Source organism: Parasutterella secunda (assembly GCF_023336895.1).
GTDB lineage: Bacteria > Pseudomonadota > Gammaproteobacteria > Burkholderiales > Burkholderiaceae_F > Aphodousia > Aphodousia faecalis.
In genome coordinates, this window is sequence record NZ_JAMBLT010000005.1 from 79,837 (window position 1) to 96,411 (window position 16,575).

The 16,575-nt window shown below is 47.7% G+C and carries 15 protein-coding genes and 1 riboswitch; of the genes, 12 read left to right on the forward strand and 3 right to left on the reverse strand.

Annotation, left to right across the window (positions count from 1 at the left end):
• Nucleotide 1: 1 nt before the first annotated feature.
• On the forward strand, nucleotides 2-1,396 hold the full coding sequence (locus tag M3080_RS06055) for an L-serine ammonia-lyase (protein ID WP_249092312.1): 1,395 nt from the start codon (nucleotides 2-4) through the stop codon (nucleotides 1,394-1,396).
• Nucleotides 1,397-1,452: 56 nt separating this feature from the next.
• Here M3080_RS06055 and M3080_RS06060 read toward each other — a convergent pair whose 3' ends face one another.
• Nucleotides 1,453-1,947, reverse strand: coding sequence for a dihydrofolate reductase (locus M3080_RS06060; protein ID WP_022472722.1), 495 nt, complete (start codon nucleotides 1,945-1,947; stop codon nucleotides 1,453-1,455).
• Nucleotides 1,948-1,958: 11 nt separating this feature from the next.
• Nucleotides 1,959-2,762 (reverse strand): thymidylate synthase, encoded by an 804-nt coding sequence (locus tag M3080_RS06065; protein WP_022472721.1) that lies wholly within the window; start codon nucleotides 2,760-2,762, stop codon nucleotides 1,959-1,961.
• Between the two features lie 140 nt (nucleotides 2,763-2,902).
• Between M3080_RS06065 and M3080_RS06070 the strand changes: the two genes are divergently transcribed.
• The 6 genes from M3080_RS06070 (at nucleotide 2,903) to M3080_RS06095 (ending at nucleotide 10,618) form a co-directional block, all read left to right on the forward strand.
• Nucleotides 2,903-3,583 carry a helix-turn-helix transcriptional regulator gene (locus M3080_RS06070; protein WP_249092313.1) on the forward strand — a complete coding sequence of 227 codons (681 nt, stop codon included), beginning with the start codon at nucleotides 2,903-2,905 and terminating at the stop codon, nucleotides 3,581-3,583.
• A gap of 13 nt (nucleotides 3,584-3,596) precedes the next feature.
• Nucleotides 3,597-4,691, forward strand: a complete 1,095-nt coding sequence (locus tag M3080_RS06075; protein WP_249092314.1) for a threonine synthase — start codon at nucleotides 3,597-3,599, stop codon at nucleotides 4,689-4,691.
• A gap of 212 nt (nucleotides 4,692-4,903) precedes the next feature.
• The gene (locus tag M3080_RS06080; RefSeq protein WP_249092315.1) at nucleotides 4,904-6,910 is read left to right on the forward strand and encodes an FAD-dependent oxidoreductase; all 2,007 of its coding nucleotides are present in this window, start codon (nucleotides 4,904-4,906) and stop codon (nucleotides 6,908-6,910) included.
• A 10-nt stretch (nucleotides 6,911-6,920) separates the two neighbouring features.
• Nucleotides 6,921-8,765 carry a [FeFe] hydrogenase, group A gene (locus M3080_RS06085; protein WP_249092316.1) on the forward strand — a complete coding sequence of 615 codons (1,845 nt, stop codon included), beginning with the start codon at nucleotides 6,921-6,923 and terminating at the stop codon, nucleotides 8,763-8,765.
• Between the two features lie 7 nt (nucleotides 8,766-8,772).
• A riboswitch (FMN riboswitch) is annotated at nucleotides 8,773-8,915 on the forward strand.
• Between the two features lie 84 nt (nucleotides 8,916-8,999).
• Entirely contained in the window at nucleotides 9,000-9,653 is a 654-nt protein-coding gene (ribB, locus tag M3080_RS06090) for a 3,4-dihydroxy-2-butanone-4-phosphate synthase (protein WP_249092317.1), read from the forward strand.
• A gap of 161 nt (nucleotides 9,654-9,814) precedes the next feature.
• Nucleotides 9,815-10,618, forward strand: coding sequence for a MetQ/NlpA family ABC transporter substrate-binding protein (locus tag M3080_RS06095; protein ID WP_249092318.1), 804 nt, complete (start codon nucleotides 9,815-9,817; stop codon nucleotides 10,616-10,618).
• Between the two features lie 60 nt (nucleotides 10,619-10,678).
• Here the strand turns inward: M3080_RS06095 and M3080_RS06100 are convergent, their stop codons facing one another.
• Nucleotides 10,679-11,530, reverse strand: coding sequence for an aldo/keto reductase (locus M3080_RS06100; protein WP_249092319.1), 852 nt, complete (start codon nucleotides 11,528-11,530; stop codon nucleotides 10,679-10,681).
• A 158-nt stretch (nucleotides 11,531-11,688) separates the two neighbouring features.
• Between M3080_RS06100 and M3080_RS06105 the strand changes: the two genes are divergently transcribed.
• The 5 genes from M3080_RS06105 to M3080_RS06125 all read left to right on the forward strand — a co-directional run.
• Nucleotides 11,689-12,615 (forward strand): hypothetical protein, encoded by a 927-nt coding sequence (locus tag M3080_RS06105; protein ID WP_249092320.1) that lies wholly within the window; start codon nucleotides 11,689-11,691, stop codon nucleotides 12,613-12,615.
• A gap of 238 nt (nucleotides 12,616-12,853) precedes the next feature.
• Nucleotides 12,854-14,098: a dicarboxylate/amino acid:cation symporter gene (locus M3080_RS06110; RefSeq protein ID WP_249092321.1), complete on the forward strand. Its 1,245-nt coding sequence runs from the start codon at nucleotides 12,854-12,856 to the stop codon at nucleotides 14,096-14,098.
• A 198-nt stretch (nucleotides 14,099-14,296) separates the two neighbouring features.
• Entirely contained in the window at nucleotides 14,297-14,464 is a 168-nt protein-coding gene (gene dba / locus M3080_RS06115) for a disulfide bond formation protein Dba (RefSeq protein WP_022472703.1), read from the forward strand.
• Between the two features lie 23 nt (nucleotides 14,465-14,487).
• Nucleotides 14,488-16,029, forward strand: a complete 1,542-nt coding sequence (gene dsbI, locus M3080_RS06120; RefSeq protein WP_249092322.1) for a disulfide bond formation protein DsbI — start codon at nucleotides 14,488-14,490, stop codon at nucleotides 16,027-16,029.
• A gap of 393 nt (nucleotides 16,030-16,422) precedes the next feature.
• Nucleotides 16,423-16,575, forward strand: a 153-nt coding sequence (locus M3080_RS06125) for a transposase (RefSeq protein WP_249092324.1), incomplete at its 3' end; no start/stop codon positions are given.

Consider the following 16,575-nt stretch of genomic DNA (forward strand, 5'->3'; position numbering starts at 1 on the left):
CGTGAGCGTTAGTGTTTTTGATATTTTCCGTGTCGGGATTGGTCCCTCGTCTTCTCATACAGTGGGACCCATGCGTGCCGCGGCCCGTTTTAGTAAAGAATTGATCGCTAAGGGACTCACGCAAAAGACAGCCCGCATTTGGGTGGATTTGATGGGAAGCTTGGGCGCAACGGGTATTGGCCACGCTACCGACACGGCCTTTCAGCTTGGCCTCATGGGGATGCTTCCCGCTGATGTTGATCTTGATCTGGCACCGAAGATTCTTCAAGCCATCAAGACTGAACACCAACTCAAACTGCCTGACGGTACCGTCATTGAATTTGACCCGAGTAAAGACATTATTCTGAGCCCTGAAAAAGTGGCGATCTACCACACCAATGCCATGCATGTCATTGCTCAGGATAAAGACGGCAAAGTACTTCTTTCGCGTCGTTATTATTCTGTGGGTGGCGGTTTTATTGTTGAAAGCGACCCGGACAATTTCGATAAGGTTTCCGAAGATAAGGAAACGGTTCACACCAAACCGCAACCCTATCCGGTCAATAGCGCTGCCGATCTTCTGAAGTGGTGCCGAGAAACCGGTTTAAGTATTCCTCAAATCGTCCGAGCCAATGAAAAGGTTTGGTGGGAAACGGACGAAAAAATCAACGCGCAGCTCGACTACCTTTGGTCGGTCATGAAGGATTGTGTTGCACGAGGATTAAAAAATGAGGGGATCATGCCCGGTCCCATGAAAGTGCGCCGCCGTGCCAAACAGATGTACGAAAAGCTTGACTACGAACATCGTACATTAAATGATCCCTTGGCTGTTCTCGATTGGGTTAATGCGTTTGCCTTTGCGGCCAACGAAGAAAACGCCTGCGGCGGCCGTGTGGTGACAGCACCAACGAATGGTGCTGCCGGCGTTATTCCGGCTGTCCTTCATTACTACATGAAGTTTATTGACTCGGCTGACATCAATGGGGTGAGAGATTTTCTTCTGACAGCCGGTCAAATCGGAATTCTTTATAAAGAAAACGCGTCCATTTCAGGCGCAGAAGTGGGCTGCCAAGGAGAAGTGGGCGTTGCTTGCTCCATGGCCTCAGGAGGCCTCGCTCAGGTGCTCGGTGCCACGCCTGAGCAGGTAGAAAACGCGGCTGAAATCGGAATGGAACATCATTTAGGGATGACTTGTGACCCTGTGGCAGGCCAAGTTCAAATTCCTTGTATTGAACGAAATGCGGTCGCCGCGGTAAAAGCTATCAATGCCGCACGTCTGGCGCTGATGGGTGATGGTCACCACTACGTTTCATTGGATCAGGTCATTGTGACAATGCTCAAGACCGGTTTGGACTTGCAGATGAAGTACAAAGAAACCAGCCGTGGTGGTTTAGCGGTCAGTGTGGTTGAGTGTTAAAAATTCTTTGACTTTAAGAAGGATCGAGCCGCTTTAAGCGGCTCGTTTCGTCTTGGTTATTTGGTTTTTCGAATGTAGGTTCTGAAGCTGTAGCTAAAGGGGTGCGCATCGGTTGCGGGGAAGGATTCTTCTTCAGCCAGTGCCCATTCATCATCCGATAATGGTGTAAAGAAGGCGTCACCTTCAAAATCGGCATTCAGATAAGTGATATGAGCCACTTCAACCTGAGGCATCGCTTCCTGATAGATTTGCGCTCCGCCCATAATGAAGGCAACGGGCGCGTCCTTCACAGCCTCTAAAGCCTCTTCGAGACTGGCCACAACCGTTGCCCCTTCAGCAACGTAGTCCTTTTGACGCGTAATGACAACATTTCGTCGTCCGGGCAGGGGACGGCCCAAAGACTCCCACGTTTTCCGTCCCATAATGACCGGTTTCCCAAGCGTCGTGCGCTTAAAGTTTTTTAAATCTTCAGGCAAATACCACGGTAATTTGTTGTCCTTGCCGATTACGCCGTTGCGGGCGTGGGCGACGATTAAATGTAATTGCGTCATTCATTTCTCCTTTAGACCGCCACCGGGGCTTTAATAGCCGGATGAGGGTCATAGCCCACAATTTCAAAATCCTCATACTTGTAATCGAAAATGGAGTCCGGACGACGTTTGATGACAAGTTTCGGATAAGGACGGGGCTCACGAGACAATTGTAAGCGCACTTGATCAAAGTGGTTGTTGTAAATATGGCAGTCGCCACCGGTCCATACAAAGTCACCCACATCCAAGTCACACTGTTGGGCAAGCATATGTGTCAAAAGTGAATAGCTTGCGATGTTAAAGGGGACGCCTAAGAAAATATCGCAAGAGCGTTGATAGAGTTGACACGATAATTTTCCGCCGGCCACATAGACTTGGAACATCATGTGGCAGGGCGGCAGGGCCATCTTCGGTAATTCAGTGACATTCCACGCAGTGACAATCATGCGGCGAGAGTCAGGATTGTGTTTAATGGTATGAACAAGTTCAGCGATTTGATCAACGGTTTTATCATCAGCCCCGCGCCAATTGCGCCACTGAACACCATAGATGGGACCAAGATCTCCGTTTTCATCGGCCCATTCATCCCAAATCGTCACCCCATTTTCTTTAAGGTAACGGATGTTGCTGTCACCTTTTAAGAACCAGAGCAACTCATGGATGATTGATCGCAAGTGAAGTTTTTTGGTGGTGACAAGAGGAAAACCGTTCTGAAGATTAAAGCGCATTTGATAGCCGAATACGGAACGCGTGCCCGTGCCGGTTCGATCGCTTTTATCGACACCATGGAAGAAAACATGGCGCATCAAATCTTCATATTGATGTTCAACTAACATTTTTATAGCCCTCAATAAATATTTCTATTTATTGTACTGAAGTGTTATTTGAATATTTTTGTCTTCATTCCTACTTTTGTTTATTTGACTAAAAATAATTTTTTATTGTTTTTAGATAAAAAATTATCTATACTCAAAACATGAGCAATAAAAATTTACTTCCCTATTTCTCTGTGGCTGAATTGATTGCGAGGACGTTCCCTGATGCCGAAGTCGTCCTGCACGATCTTTCGCTGCCTCAACATTCCGTCATTTATGTCGCCAACGGTACAGTCACCGGGCGCAAAGTCGGCCAAACCTTTCATCATTTGATCGAAAAAGCGGTTTTCGCGGGCAACCCCGAGGACGGTGTCGTTGATAACTACACATTCGAAAAAGACGGCCGTCAGATCCGATCCTCTTCGCTTTTAATCCGAAACGAACAAAAAAAGCTGATCGGTGCCTTATGCATCAACATTGATACAACGCAAGCGTCTGCACTGCTCAATTTAGCTCAAGGACTGTTAACGGGACGGAGAGCCGATACAAACTCAGGCAGTAAAGCACTTCCCGATAGCTTGGGGCAGAGTTGTCCCGTTACTGTTGAAAAAAGCAATGAAGAAAGCGTCCGACAGTTTGTCAACAACATGGTCGATTCGATGATTCGCGAACTTGAGCTCGAAGGCAAACACACCAAAGAAGACCGCCTGGAGTTGATTCGGTTTATGGACGAAAGAGGAGTGTTCCTCGTTAAAGGATCAATGGAATATGTGGCCGGTAAATTAGGGTTATCAAAAGTAACGTTATACGGCTATTTGGACAAAATTCACGGTAAACGCTGAAAAGGATAGCAAGATGAACTACATATGCACCTGTTGTGGCAAACGTACGCCGACGACCACCAAAGAACCCCGCTGCGAGTGCGGCGGTTTATTTGAACTTGACTTCACACCACCCAAGTGGGATGAATCATTAATTGATAAAAGTGAATGGAGTCAATTCCGTTATCGCCGCTTTATGGCTTTGGAAGATGATGCATGGAAGTCAGTGACAATGGGCGAAGGGATGACGCCGATTATTCGCTTTGACGATGACGTCATGCTCAAGATGGACTATTACATGCCGACTTTATCCTTTAAGGATCGGGGAGCAGCTACTTTGGTTTCGCATATGAAATCCATCGGTATCACCGACTGTGTGCAAGATTCAAGCGGCAACGCCGGTAATGCTGTTGCAGCCTATGCGGCCCGCGCAGGAATCGGCTGTGAGATTTTTGTTAAAGAAGGAACAAGTCCCTCGAAAATCCGAATGATCAAATCGCACGGGGCTAAAGTTACCGAGGTCCCCGGCAGCAGAGATCACTGTGCTGATGTCTGTCGAGCTAAAGTTCGTGATGAGCATGTTTTCTATGCCAACCACGTTTTCAATCCCTTCTTCTACGAAGGGATGAAGGCTTACATTTACGAAACGTTTGAGCAGCTTGGACGAATTCCTGCCAATATCGTTGTTCCGGTTGGAAACGGAACCCTCTACATCGGTGTCGTTAAGGCACTCGAACACTTGTTGGCTTCGGGGGTTATCGATAAATTCCCGCAAATCATCGCGCTTCAGAGCGAAAAATGTGATCCGCTCTTTAGAGCCGTTGAAATGAAAGCTGAAGAGCCTATCGAAGTTGAAGTCGTCGACACGATGGCAGAAGGTATCGCTATTGGTAAACCTTCTCGTGGACACGAGCTTTTAGAAATGGCTTATAAACACAACATCCGCTTTGTGACCGCACCTGAAGATAAAATTCTTGAGGCTCGTGCCAAATTGGCCTCCCGTGGTATTTACTGTGAACACACGACAGCGGCCAATTACGCGGCTTATTTGCATTACTGTGAACAGTACGGACCGACCCCTGATACGCTTATCACCATGTGTGGAGCGGGGATTAAATCGGACCACTAAAGACTGGTTATTGCACATTTTTGCTTTGCTAAAATAAGGCGAATTGCTTAAATGTGCATCCAAAAGCCCGTGTTGCTCTTTTCCCCTTATTTTTGAGTGAACACGGGCAGTAGTCTGTTTTTTCTAATGGATTAGGTTTTGTACAGACTGAAACCAAAGAACGTATAAGGAGAGGGTGTATTGCCTGAGTACAGGTTCTATACCAACTGACTATGAATCCGTTGATTTTCGGCGTATGGGACGGACGCTTTTACGATAACCGATCCACTTTTTCACCGGTGGCACCCGATGATCTGCCCCTGGAACAGTTCTCGCAGTTTAATCCCGGCAACCCCATCATGACCTTTGTTTGTGATCGAGGTTTCCTCGTGATGGATCGACGGGCCAATTTAGCTTTTTCGCTTTGGCGCTACTATCAGAGAGCAGTTCGCGAAACTTGCGGTAAATGCACGCCTTGCCGAGTGGGTGTCCTGGTTATTGCTGAAGCGCTTGAGAAAGCCGTAAAAGGTCATGCCTCGGAAGTCGACTGGGATTACGTCAAGTCCGTGGCGACTCAGATGAAAGAAACAAGTCTCTGCGGTATTGGTCAAACAACACCGGTAGCTTTGTTAGGCGCACTTGAATTTTGTCCTGAAGAATTGCTTCAAGCTCAAGCCGTGGCTGAAAACGTTTATGACTACTACACCGTCATGAGCGCCCCTTGTGTTGAAGCTTGTCCCGCTCACGTTGATGTTCCGCGCTACATTGATTACATCAAAGCCGGTGAACCGGAAATGAGTTCTGCGGTTCTACTTCGCCATTATCCGTTGGTTGGCAGCTGTGGCCGAGTCTGTGTCCGTTATTGTGAAAAAGCCTGTCGCCGTCAGTATCTGGACAGCCCGGTTGATATTAAAAACTTAAAGCGCTACGCGGCTGACGCCACCGGTCCTATGGAAAATCTCTTTCATCAGGCCCGCCGCGAAACCAATCCCATGAGCCCGAAAGTGGCTGTGATCGGTGCGGGTCCCGCCGGTATCAATTGTGCATACCACCTTTTACTGCAAGGCTATAAGGTTGATATCTTTGAAGCCAACAGTCATGCGGGCGGCATGGCTCAGGTGGGTATTCCGCAATACCGCTTGCCAAAAGGGTTGCTTGAGAGCGAAACCGATGTGATTGAAGAGTTGGGAGGACGTTATTTCTACCATCAGCGCCTGGGTTATGACTTCTCCATCGCCGATCTCTTTAAGCGCGGCTATAACGCCATTTTCCTTGGAGTCGGCTGCTCAAAAGGCATGTACCTTGGTCTCGACAACGAAGATACGAGCTTAACGGGTTACTTTAACGGTATTGATTTCCTGCAAAAAGTCGAGCGGGCGGTGACCGGCAATAAACCGTTCAAGTTAACCGGTGATGTGGTCGTGGTGGGCGGCGGTAACGTCGCCATGGACTGTGCCCGCTCCGCTGCTCGTCTTACCGATGGCAAAGTTCACGTCGTTTATCGTCGCACGGAAGAGGGAATGCCCGCAGATCACGAAGAAGTGGTTGCCGCTAAAGAAGAGGGGATTGTTTTCCACTTCCTGTCGGTTCAGAAAGAAATTTTGAACGAGGATGGAAAAGTCACCGGCCTAAAGATCGCCAAGATGCGTGAAGAGAAGGTTCCGGGTTCTAAGCGCGGCAAACTCATCGAAATTGAGGGTACCGACACGGTTTTGCCGTGTACCAATCTGATTGCTGCCATTGGTCAGCGCCTTGACCAAGAAGTTTTGTGCGATGACGACGGCATTATGTTTGATAAGCGTGGCAATATCTCCGTTTCAGAAGCTCTGGCTACGACTCGTCCGGGTGTTTTCGCGGGCGGTGACGCTGCAACAGGTCCCACGACTTTGATTGACGGTCTGGCCCAAGGGCAAATCGCCGCTCAATCGATTAACGAATACTTGACCCGAGGCTCGGTCGGATTTGTCGCCCGTCGTCGTATGGGTGAACTGATCAAGAAGGGAGATCTGATGAAAGAAAAGGATCCTCGGATTGATTTGTGTAAAGCCCCTCGTCATAAACTCTCGACTTTAAGTGCTCAAGAGCGCAAAGGCAATTTTGAAGAAGTGGATCTTCCGATGACAGAAAACGAAGCCATCGAAGAGGCCAATCGCTGTATGCGTTGCTACCGTATTTATGGTGTGGTGACACAGTTGCCGATTCCGGGTAACGTCACTCATATTCAAAACCAAGCGGTTTAAGGAGTCAGATATGGAAAATTTTGCTTGGTTTAACGGACAAAAAGTCGCTTTCACAGATGGTCAAACCATTTTGCAAGTGGCTAAGCAAGCCGATATTTTTATCCCGACACTTTGTGCGTTCATGCCTTTAAACCATACGCCTGGCACGTGCCGTATGTGTTTGGTTGAAGTCTTTGATGAAGGCGATGAAGTCGGCCGCGTAGTGACAGCCTGCACAACACCGATCAAACAAGGACAAAGAATTTTTACGCGCAATGAACGTGTGCGCAAGATGCAGCAGCTGCAAATGCAGCTTCTCTTCGCAGACCACGATCAAGACTGTAAGAGTTGCTCAAGACACGGCAACTGCGAACTTCAGGACGTGGCCTTGTTTATCGGGATGCCCAATACGCCGAATCACTCAAACTATATTGCCAAACGTCCCTATGATGACTCGTCCATGGGCATCATCCGTGACGTCAATAAGTGCATCCGTTGCGGCCGCTGTGTTGAAGTGTGCCGACAGGTGCAGGGAATCGGAGCCTTAACCATTGACAATTTTGGAACGATGGCGGGGGTGGCGATGACTGGGGCCAAACGCTGGGCTGACTCTACCAAGTGTGTCCAGTGCGGTCAATGTACGCTTGTTTGTCCGACAGGTGCCTTAAGTGAAAAAGACGAAACGGACCGAGTGCTTAATATGATCGATGATCCGGAAACGGTGACGATCGTTCAAATGGCACCGGCTGTTCGTGTGACGCTTGGCGAAGAATTCGGTCTGCCGCCCGGCGAAAACGTCGAAGAACTTATTGTCTACGGCCTAAAGCATATCGGTGTTGACTATGTCATGGACACAAACTTTGCCGCCGACGTTGTCATCATGGAAGAGGGCACGGAGTTGCTTCAACGCCTTAAGGCCAGAAAAGCTAATAAGGATGTTGCGCTGCCGATGTTTACGTCCTGCTGCCCGGGTTGGATCAACTACGTTGAAAAACACGCTCCGATGATTATGGAGTATTTGTCGACTACGCGTTCTCCTCAGGCTGTTTTCGGTGCGCTTGCTAAAGCTCTGCTGCCGCAGCGTCTGAATATTCCTCGTGAAAAGCTTCGCGTTATTTCCATCATGCCGTGTACGGCAAAGAAAGGCGAAGCACAACGTCCGACTTTGGCCCGCGAAGAAGGTCTTGATGTGGATGCTGTTTTAACGGTTCGAGAATTGGCAAAGCTTTTGCGTCGTTGCGGGATGCATTTAAAGAATTGCAAACCCATGAAGCACGATCAAAACCTCTTTACCGAATACTCCGGTGCAGGGGCTATTTTCGGTACAACCGGCGGGGTAATGGAAGCGGCGGTCAGAACTGTTTATGCGTTGACGCATAACGGCGAAACTTTAAATCCGATTGTCTTTGAACCGGCTCGTGGGTTAGATGGTGTAAAAGAGGCCGAAGTGGATCTGGGAGAGTTGGGCACGGTCAGGATCGCTATTGTTCATGGACTAGCCAGAACACAAGCGTTGCTCGATAAGATGAGCGCGGGTGAAGTTGTATATGACTTTGTTGAAGTGATGGCTTGCCCCGGTGGCTGTATCGCAGGCGGCGGCACCCCTCGCAAAAAGAATAACTATCAACTCAATACGCTTGAGCGCCAAAAGGGAATTTACCGCATTGACGATAAGGCAAGTGTGCGTGAATCGCACAAGAACCCCGAAATCGCTGCGCTATATCGTGAATCGTTAGGAGAACCGGGCTCTCATCTGGCCCATGAACTCTTACACTGCGAATATCGCTCAAAGAAGAGTGAAAAGAGCGCTTCGGATATTCGTAAACTCTGGCAAGTGTTAAGTTCTCGTTATACGGAACCGACTAAAAAGCGTTAAAATCACCTCCGAGTCTCAGGGCGGGGTGAAATTCCCCACCGGTGGTTACAGTCCACGAGCGCGGGACGGGTTTAAAACATCCGTCCCGGTCAGCAGAATCGGTGCAATTCCGATACCGACGGTTAAAGTCCGGAAGAAAGAGCAATAGCTTTCCTCACAGAGGGTATGAAGTCTTCATATCCTCTTTCTCCCTGATGCGAATTTTGAATTTCTTCTCAATGAAAGGATACTTTTATGCATCAGTCTGAAAACCTTCTGGCGCAATATGGCATTGACAGCTACACGCGCGTTAAGCGTGCGATTGCTGATCTGCGAGCCGGGCGCGGAGTCATGGTTGTCGATGACGAAAACCGTGAAAACGAAGGGGATTTGATTTTATCCACCGATTTTCTGACCGTTGAGCAAATGGCTCTGATGATTCGAGCCTGTTCGGGGATTGTTTGTGTTTGCTTGCGTGATGAGGACTGCAAGCGCCTGGAACTTCCCCAGATGGTTGAAAATAACACCAATACCCAGGGAACTGCTTTCTGCGTTTCCATTGAAGCTGCGCATGGCTGTACGACAGGCGTCAGCGCCAAGGATCGCGTCACCACGATTAAAGCGGCCGCTAATCCCAATGGGAAACCCGAGGATCTCTTGCGCCCGGGTCACGTTTATCCGCTTCGTGCTCGTCCCAACGGCGTGCTTGAGCGCCGTGGTCACACGGAAGCAACGGTTGATCTCATGCGCATTGCCGGACTTAATCCGGCCGGCGTTCTTTGCGAATTGATGAATCCTGATGGAACAATGGCGAAGTTGCCCCAAGTTTGTGAGTTTGCCAATTTGCACGGCTTGTGTGTGATCACCGTTGAAGATTTGGTTCGATACAGGCAAGCTTTTAACTGCTAATCGGTTCAAATGGGTCGTCTTTAAAAGTCCGGGCGTTTGTTCCCGGACTTTTTTGTTTCGCAATCTAAGCGATAGTGCTCATAGCTACAGGTTAATGAGTATTCCCATTTCTCAAATGTTACGGGATAATGAGGCGGTAAATTTTTATGGAGTAAAAAAATATGAAACGTCGATCCCTCATTTCGTTGTGCCTTTGTGCGATTGCAGCCGGCGGTTTGTTGACGGCATGCTCCGATAAAGCAGTAGAAAATGGAGTTTTGAAAGTCGGTGCTTCCCCGGTGCCGCACGCCGATATTTTAAAAGCCGCCCAGCCGATGCTGGCTAAAGAGGGCGTAAAGCTTGAAATCATTGAATTTACCGACTATGTTCAGCCCAATATGGCTCTGGCTGATAAAGAATTAGACGCCAATTTCTTCCAACACAAACCCTACTTAGATAATTTCGCCAAGGAAAGAAAACTTCAACTTGAGTCCTTAGTGGCCGTTCACATTGAGCCGATGGGCGTTTACTCCAAGAAAGTGAAAGACATCAAGGAAGTGGGGGATGCCGCCAAAGTGGCTATTCCAAATGATCCGACGAACGGCGGCCGTGCTTTGAAGATTTTGGCTGATGCCGGTTTCTTTACCTTAAAAGAGGGGGTTGGCGTTAATGGAACGCCCGCTGACATCGTTGACAATCCAAAGAAGATTCAAATTGTGGAAATGGAAGCCGCGGTGTTACCCCGCGCCTTAGACGATGTTGATTTTGCCGTTATTAATTCCAACTATGCTTTAGGCGTCAACCTCAATCCGATGAAGGACGCTCTTTTCATGGAAAGCAAAGATTCTCCCTACGCCAACATTGTGGCCATTCGTAGTGGTGACAAACGCGAAGACTTGCAAAAGCTTGCCAAGGCTTTGACCTCTCCTGAAATGCGTAAGTTCATTGAAGAGAAATATCAAGGTGCAGTCGTTCCAGCCTTCTAATTTAGGGAACGATAAATACAGAAAATCCGGCGCAAAGCCGGATTTTCTGCTTCTAGTGGGTTAAAAACTCACGTGATCGGGTTCTAATCCCGAAAAGCCCATTAGCGGCATATTATCCAAAGCTGCAATATCTTCAGCCGTTAAATCAAAGTCAAAGCTGTTGAGATTTTCTCTTTGATGCTCTGCCGTTAACGCCCTTGTAACCGGAATCACATCATGATGACGGCACCAACGAAGAATCAACTGGGCCACAGATCGGTCATAGTGGCTTGCCACCTCTTTAATGATCGGTTCATCCAAGAGTGTCCCGTGTCCCAGGGGGGACCAGGCTTGCACGGCAATACCGTTTTTCTTACAAAAAGCTACGGCTGATTTTTGCGTGTAGCCCGGATGAAATTCCAGCTGGTTGACAGCCGGTTTGACATTGGCTCTGGCTAAAAAACTCACTAAGTGGTGCATCTGAAAGTTTGATAACCCGATTGTTTTAACCAGCCCCTCTTCGTAGAGTTTTTCAAAAGCGCGCCATGTACCGATATTGACACTTTGCCATGCGAGCGGATCACCCTTGGTAAAGGGCCAATGGATCAAATAGCAGTCAAGATAATCAAGCTTTAGGTTTCTGAGAGACTCTTCAAAGGCTCTCATCACAGAGTCGTAGGTGCGATTGGCCGCCCAACACTTTGAAGAAATGAAAAATTCTGACCGCTTCACGCCGCTTCTTTTTAAGGCTTCGCCCACGGAGGGTTCATTTTCATAAATAGCGGCCGTGTCAATATAGCGATAGCCCAATTGGATCGCACTTAAAATGGAGTCGACCAAGGCTTCGGAATCGGGGATTTGCCAGGTTCCAAGCCCAATGGAAGGAATTTTCACTCCATTATTGAGTTTAACCTTATCAAGTTTTGTCCTCATCTTATCCCCCGAATAGCTAACAATTTGATTTTAGTGGCGTTTGAAAAAATGCTTTTGCCTAAAGCTAAATGCAGAGGAATCTGACTCGAAAAAATGCCAAAGTATTGGATTTTGTCAAATTAATCTAGAATAAAGGGGTTGCAAAATTCAGAACTGTCATGACTCAAGACTTCGATTTCTTTCTGTTATTGTCCGCTTTGACACTTATTTTGGTCATTTGGTTGATGATACGTGCTGTGAAAGGCTCGACCAAAGAAAATAAGTCACCATCTTCTACAGTTAAAGAAGTTCCACAGAATAGCAATCGTCGAGTTGAACGCTTTACTGCAAGAACAAAAGAGTCCTCTAAGGCAGACATTGAAGAAAAGCAAAAGCAGCCGCCCAAAATTGCGACGCTTTATTTCACAACCCAAGATGATCAGCCGTTTGCAGTCATTCGATTAAGTACGATCGGCGCTCAAGTTTGGGGAAATGAATCCATTAAGCTCTCAATCTCCCTTACTCGTTTTATTGATCGGTTCCTTCCGAGAGATGAAGGAGAGTCTTTATTAATTCATCTCGTCTCGCCATTACCTTCTGATACGGCTTTGTACGCTCAAGCCTATGGCGAAGACGGGGAGTGTGTCGCAAAATCCCATCCGGTCGGTCTTACGCCAAATGACTTTCCTCACTATAAAAATATTGATAGTCATTCATTAAAGGATTGGATACGTCAAACACTCGTCACGACTTATCACACTATCTTTTTTACTCTTTCTGCGTCTGAAATGGCCTTTTTGTTGCGCGCTGAAAAAACTAAAAAGATTGATTATTCAGGACTAGAAGTTTCTAATTCCTTTAGTCAAGCCTTAGGCTTACTTTTTCTTTTACGCATTCACAATGAATCGGATAACCTGGTTCGTTCGAGCCTGCTAAATCAATATTTAGGCTTCATTGAATTGAGTCATTTTTCGTACTCAGCACAGCTTGAGTCCTTAGAGCACCTCGTCATTTCACAAATATTTGTCCAAACGCAAAAGTTGCCGTTTTTGCTTATTCAGACCCCTAAAGATTGTGGCAAATGTTATAAGGCCCTGAATTATTAGGATAAATCAAAGAATTACCCCCGTCTTTACAAAATTTCATACGTATAAATCCTAAAGTTGTTAGGGTTTCTACCTACTTTCGAATTTTACAATTTGATACTACATTGAAACCAAGAGATTGAAACCCCAAACGTTTCGGCTCGTTTAATACCGTGTGCAGAGTTGTGTTTCTGCGTTGTTACGGCGCTCAAAAACGACCGCTCGCGATAATAAATATAAATTTGGAAAGGAGAATGCAATGGCAAAATCTAAATCCGGTTCAATGGGTTTGGCAATGCAAATGCTCATTGGTCTTGTCCTAGGTGTGATCGTCGGTATGTTCTTGGACTCTCAGTTCGCCACTACCTACGTGAAACCCTTCGGCGACTTATTCATCCGCTTGATCCGTATGGTCGTTGTACCGTTGGTGTTCGCAACCTTGGTTGCCGGTGCCGCCGGTATTTCTGACGTGAGCAAACTGGGCCGCGTGGCTATCAAGACGTTGTTGATCTTCATGATCACGTCTGCGATTTCCGTGATTTTCGGTTTGATTATCGCCAACATCATCGACCCGGGCATCGGTCTTACGCTTTCAACCGAAGGCTTGAAGGCTGCTCAAGTGAAGGCTCCGAGCTTTGTTCAAACCTTACTTGACATCGTCCCGATTAACCCGATGGAAGCTTTCGCTAAGGGCTCCATCCTTCAGATCATCTTCTTTGCCATCATGTTCGGCTTCTGCTTGAACTTCATGGGTAAGAAAGGTCAAGCCGTTTATGAATTCTTCGACGTTGTCGGCAACGTGATGATTCATATGACGCAAGTTGTCATGCGTTACGCCCCGATCGGTGTGTTCGCTTTGATGGCTGTTGTCGTTTCTCAACACGGTTTGGCAGTTTTGCTCCCGTTGGGCAAGTTGATTCTGTCGTCCTTCATCGCTACGGCTTTGTTGATCATCGTGATCTACATCCCGATCGTGATCTTCATCATTCGTATTCCGGTCGGCCAATACTTCAAGGGCATCTTTGAACCGTGGTTGATCGCTTTCACGACCTGCTCGTCTGCCGCCGCTATGGCCGCCAACTTGGTTGCCGCTCGTCGCTTGGGTGCTACGAACTCGATTGCTTCCTTCGCAGTTCCGTTAGGCAACACCATTAACATGAACGGTACGGCAGTTTACATGGGCGTGTGCGCAGTGTTTGCGGCTCAAATCTATAACCTCCCGTTGTCTCTCGGTGACCAAGTTATCGTCGTTATCACGGGTGTGTTGGCTGCTGTTGGTACGGCTGGTGTGCCGGGCGCCGGTTTGATCATGTCGACCTTGGTCTTCACGCAAATCGGTATCCCGCTCGAAGTGATCGCTTTGATCGCCGGCGTCGACCGTATCCTTGACATGATCCGTACGTCTATCAACGTCGTTGGTGACTCCACCACCGCTTTGATGGTCTCCCGTATGGAAGGTGAATTAGGTTCCGAACCCTTCGAAGAAGAAGAGGAAACTAAATAACACCAATAGGTAGGTGACTACTGTAACGGCGAGGTGAATTCCTCGCCGTTTTTCTTCTTAATAAATATTTCCTCTCTTCTTAATTAATTCCATCTATTCCTTCCAGCTCGTACTTGAAAGAAAGTTACATATTTTTTACAATCGCGCTCGCTGTTGTTAAACAGTGAGAATTATTATCAATTGGAAAGGATCATCAAGATGGAATTTCTTGAATTTCTCCTTCTTTTTGTGGCTGTGATGCTCATCATCATGAAGCCGGAAAAGGAAAAACTCGCCTGGTGGCTGACAGTTGGCAGCTGGTTTGTGGTTGTCTTCATGTATGTCGGTCACGTCTCGACCGCCATTCTCGGTTCCCTTAACCTCTAATCGAACGAAAGGAATTTACGATCATGTCTATTTATGACCACACTCGTCCGATTAATGACGGTGACATCAAAAAAGCGAAGACTTTCTACGATATCGTTTGCTGGGGCGGTCTTTTGATCGTGTTGCTCCCGGTCGGTATCGCCAACATTATCTTAGGTTATATGATGGGCGACAGTCCCTGCACTTTGTGCTGGGGTCAGCGTCAACAAATGGCCTATATCGGTGTCGTCGCGCTCTTTATGGTGCGCTATGGCTTCAAGCCCAAATACCTCGCCACGATGCTCGTGATGGCCGCCTGCGGTTTATATTCGAGCTTCCGTCACTTGGGCAATCACGCCATGCGTGACGTTGGCCAAGGATTCGGTTTGGATGTCTTTGGCATTCACACTCAAATGTGGGCCGAAATTGTTTTCTGGTGCGTGGTGATGCTTTTTGGCCTGGCTTGCTTCCTGGCTCCTCGCGTTGACGCGCTCTTGGCTGAAATGAAGGGTAAGCCCTGGCGTCCTCTCACAAAGTTCTACAAGATCGCCTTCGGTGTCGTCGCCTTCATTGTAGCCTCCAACACCTTCCAAGCTCTTTGGTCCACCGGCGTTCCTCCCAACTGGGGTCAAGGTGATCCGGTTCGCTTCTCCTTTAATCCCAAGTATGTCACGTGGTCTGACGCCAGCTGGCACGGCATGTGGGCAGGGATTAATTTCTTAGGCCGCCGCGACGTCAAGGATCCTGATTTCGCCTACGCGCCGAACGCTGAAAAACTTGGCATCAAGTTTGACAACAATTCCGCCAATAGTCCCGTTGTCTTGAACGGTCAGTTAAAGACGGTGCAAACACGAGCCATCAATGGCATTGATAAACCCATTAACATGATCAGTGAAGTGCGCGGTCAATATTTCGTCGCCTCCAAGTACGATTTCTGGGTTTTGGATGACTCTTTGAATCCGGTTGTGAGCGCCGCGATTGACCCCTGGTTCTCCGCCAACGTTTTGGATATCGTCGGTATCACTCCGTATCAGGAAGACGCATTCGTCATCATGGGTATGAACAAGTCGCTTTTGCGCGCTCGTTTGAATCCCAAGGCTGATGATGTGAAGGGTTGGGCGAATTTCACGGCAGGCCGTACGCAAGTTGAAGCCGTGGGTGGCTTGGGCCGCGCCCGCATCGACACGGAACGCGCGAAGTACTCTTACATCCATTCAACCGCCACCGACGGTCGCTATGTCTTCACAGCTTCTTTGCCTGACAACAAGAATAAGAAAACCTTTGTGATTTCAAAGGCTTTGATGGCTGACTGGATGCTTTCCGCTGAATTCGTGCCCACGGCCGATCTGAAAGACGGCCGTACTTTGGGTGAACTCTATGTCACCGGCATGGTTTATGAAGACGGTAAGCTTTACGCTGTCTCGAAGAACTTCAACACGTTGATCGTGATTGACGTTGCCACTGAAGAAGTGACGGCCGCTTATGGCTTACCCTCTAACTTGACCGATATCCGCGGTCTCGTGAAGAAGGGCAACCAATTTGAAGTCGTTGATCACAATAAGATCGTGACACTCACGCTTCAATAGTTTGATCTGATTATTGATTGAGCAGAGCAGGGGATCGGTTTCGGTCTCCTGCCTTTTTATTTCTTGATTTCAAATAGTTATTTTCAAAGAAGGGGGCACACAACGAAGGTGAAAAAACTAAAGACGTCAAAATTAACAGTACATCGTATAGTGAATGTGGTCGTCTGTTTTTTTAGGCAGTGGAGCTTAGTTTTTAATAACTTTTCTGATCAACAGACCGACTGCTTCACCGAATACCGCGATGACTGCGCCGACAAAAAACATAAGGAATTCCGGACTATTCATAGTATCGTGCCAAGGAAACTTGCGATTTCAATCGCGAGAGGAATTGGCACTCGCCCCGCCGGGGCGATTTTTTTGTATAATAAATCAATCATGTGATTGTGTAAAATTATGCTTGAAATTGTATTCGATCGAAATTGTGTCTACCAAACTGCTTACCATGCGGTTTGGTGCCCAAAGTATCGGAAATCAATTTTGGTCGGTTCAATCGCCGCAGAAACTAAACGGTTTATTGAGACAATCTGTCAGGAACGTCAGTGGTCG

Coding starts and splice junctions, on each gene's coding strand:
- M3080_RS06060 (WP_022472722.1), bottom strand. CDS start 1,947: ATGACGCAATTACATTTAATCGTCGCCCACGCCCGCAACGGCGTAATC.
- M3080_RS06065 (WP_022472721.1), bottom strand. CDS start 2,762: ATGTTAGTTGAACATCAATATGAAGATTTGATGCGCCATGTTTTCTTC.
- M3080_RS06070 (WP_249092313.1), top strand. CDS start 2,903: ATGAGCAATAAAAATTTACTTCCCTATTTCTCTGTGGCTGAATTGATT.
- M3080_RS06075 (WP_249092314.1), top strand. CDS start 3,597: ATGAACTACATATGCACCTGTTGTGGCAAACGTACGCCGACGACCACC.
- M3080_RS06080 (WP_249092315.1), top strand. CDS start 4,904: ATGAATCCGTTGATTTTCGGCGTATGGGACGGACGCTTTTACGATAAC.
- M3080_RS06085 (WP_249092316.1), top strand. CDS start 6,921: ATGGAAAATTTTGCTTGGTTTAACGGACAAAAAGTCGCTTTCACAGAT.
- ribB (WP_249092317.1), top strand. CDS start 9,000: ATGCATCAGTCTGAAAACCTTCTGGCGCAATATGGCATTGACAGCTAC.
- M3080_RS06095 (WP_249092318.1), top strand. CDS start 9,815: ATGAAACGTCGATCCCTCATTTCGTTGTGCCTTTGTGCGATTGCAGCC.
- M3080_RS06100 (WP_249092319.1), bottom strand. CDS start 11,530: ATGAGGACAAAACTTGATAAGGTTAAACTCAATAATGGAGTGAAAATT.
- M3080_RS06105 (WP_249092320.1), top strand. CDS start 11,689: ATGACTCAAGACTTCGATTTCTTTCTGTTATTGTCCGCTTTGACACTT.
- M3080_RS06110 (WP_249092321.1), top strand. CDS start 12,854: ATGGCAAAATCTAAATCCGGTTCAATGGGTTTGGCAATGCAAATGCTC.
- dba (WP_022472703.1), top strand. CDS start 14,297: ATGGAATTTCTTGAATTTCTCCTTCTTTTTGTGGCTGTGATGCTCATC.
- dsbI (WP_249092322.1), top strand. CDS start 14,488: ATGTCTATTTATGACCACACTCGTCCGATTAATGACGGTGACATCAAA.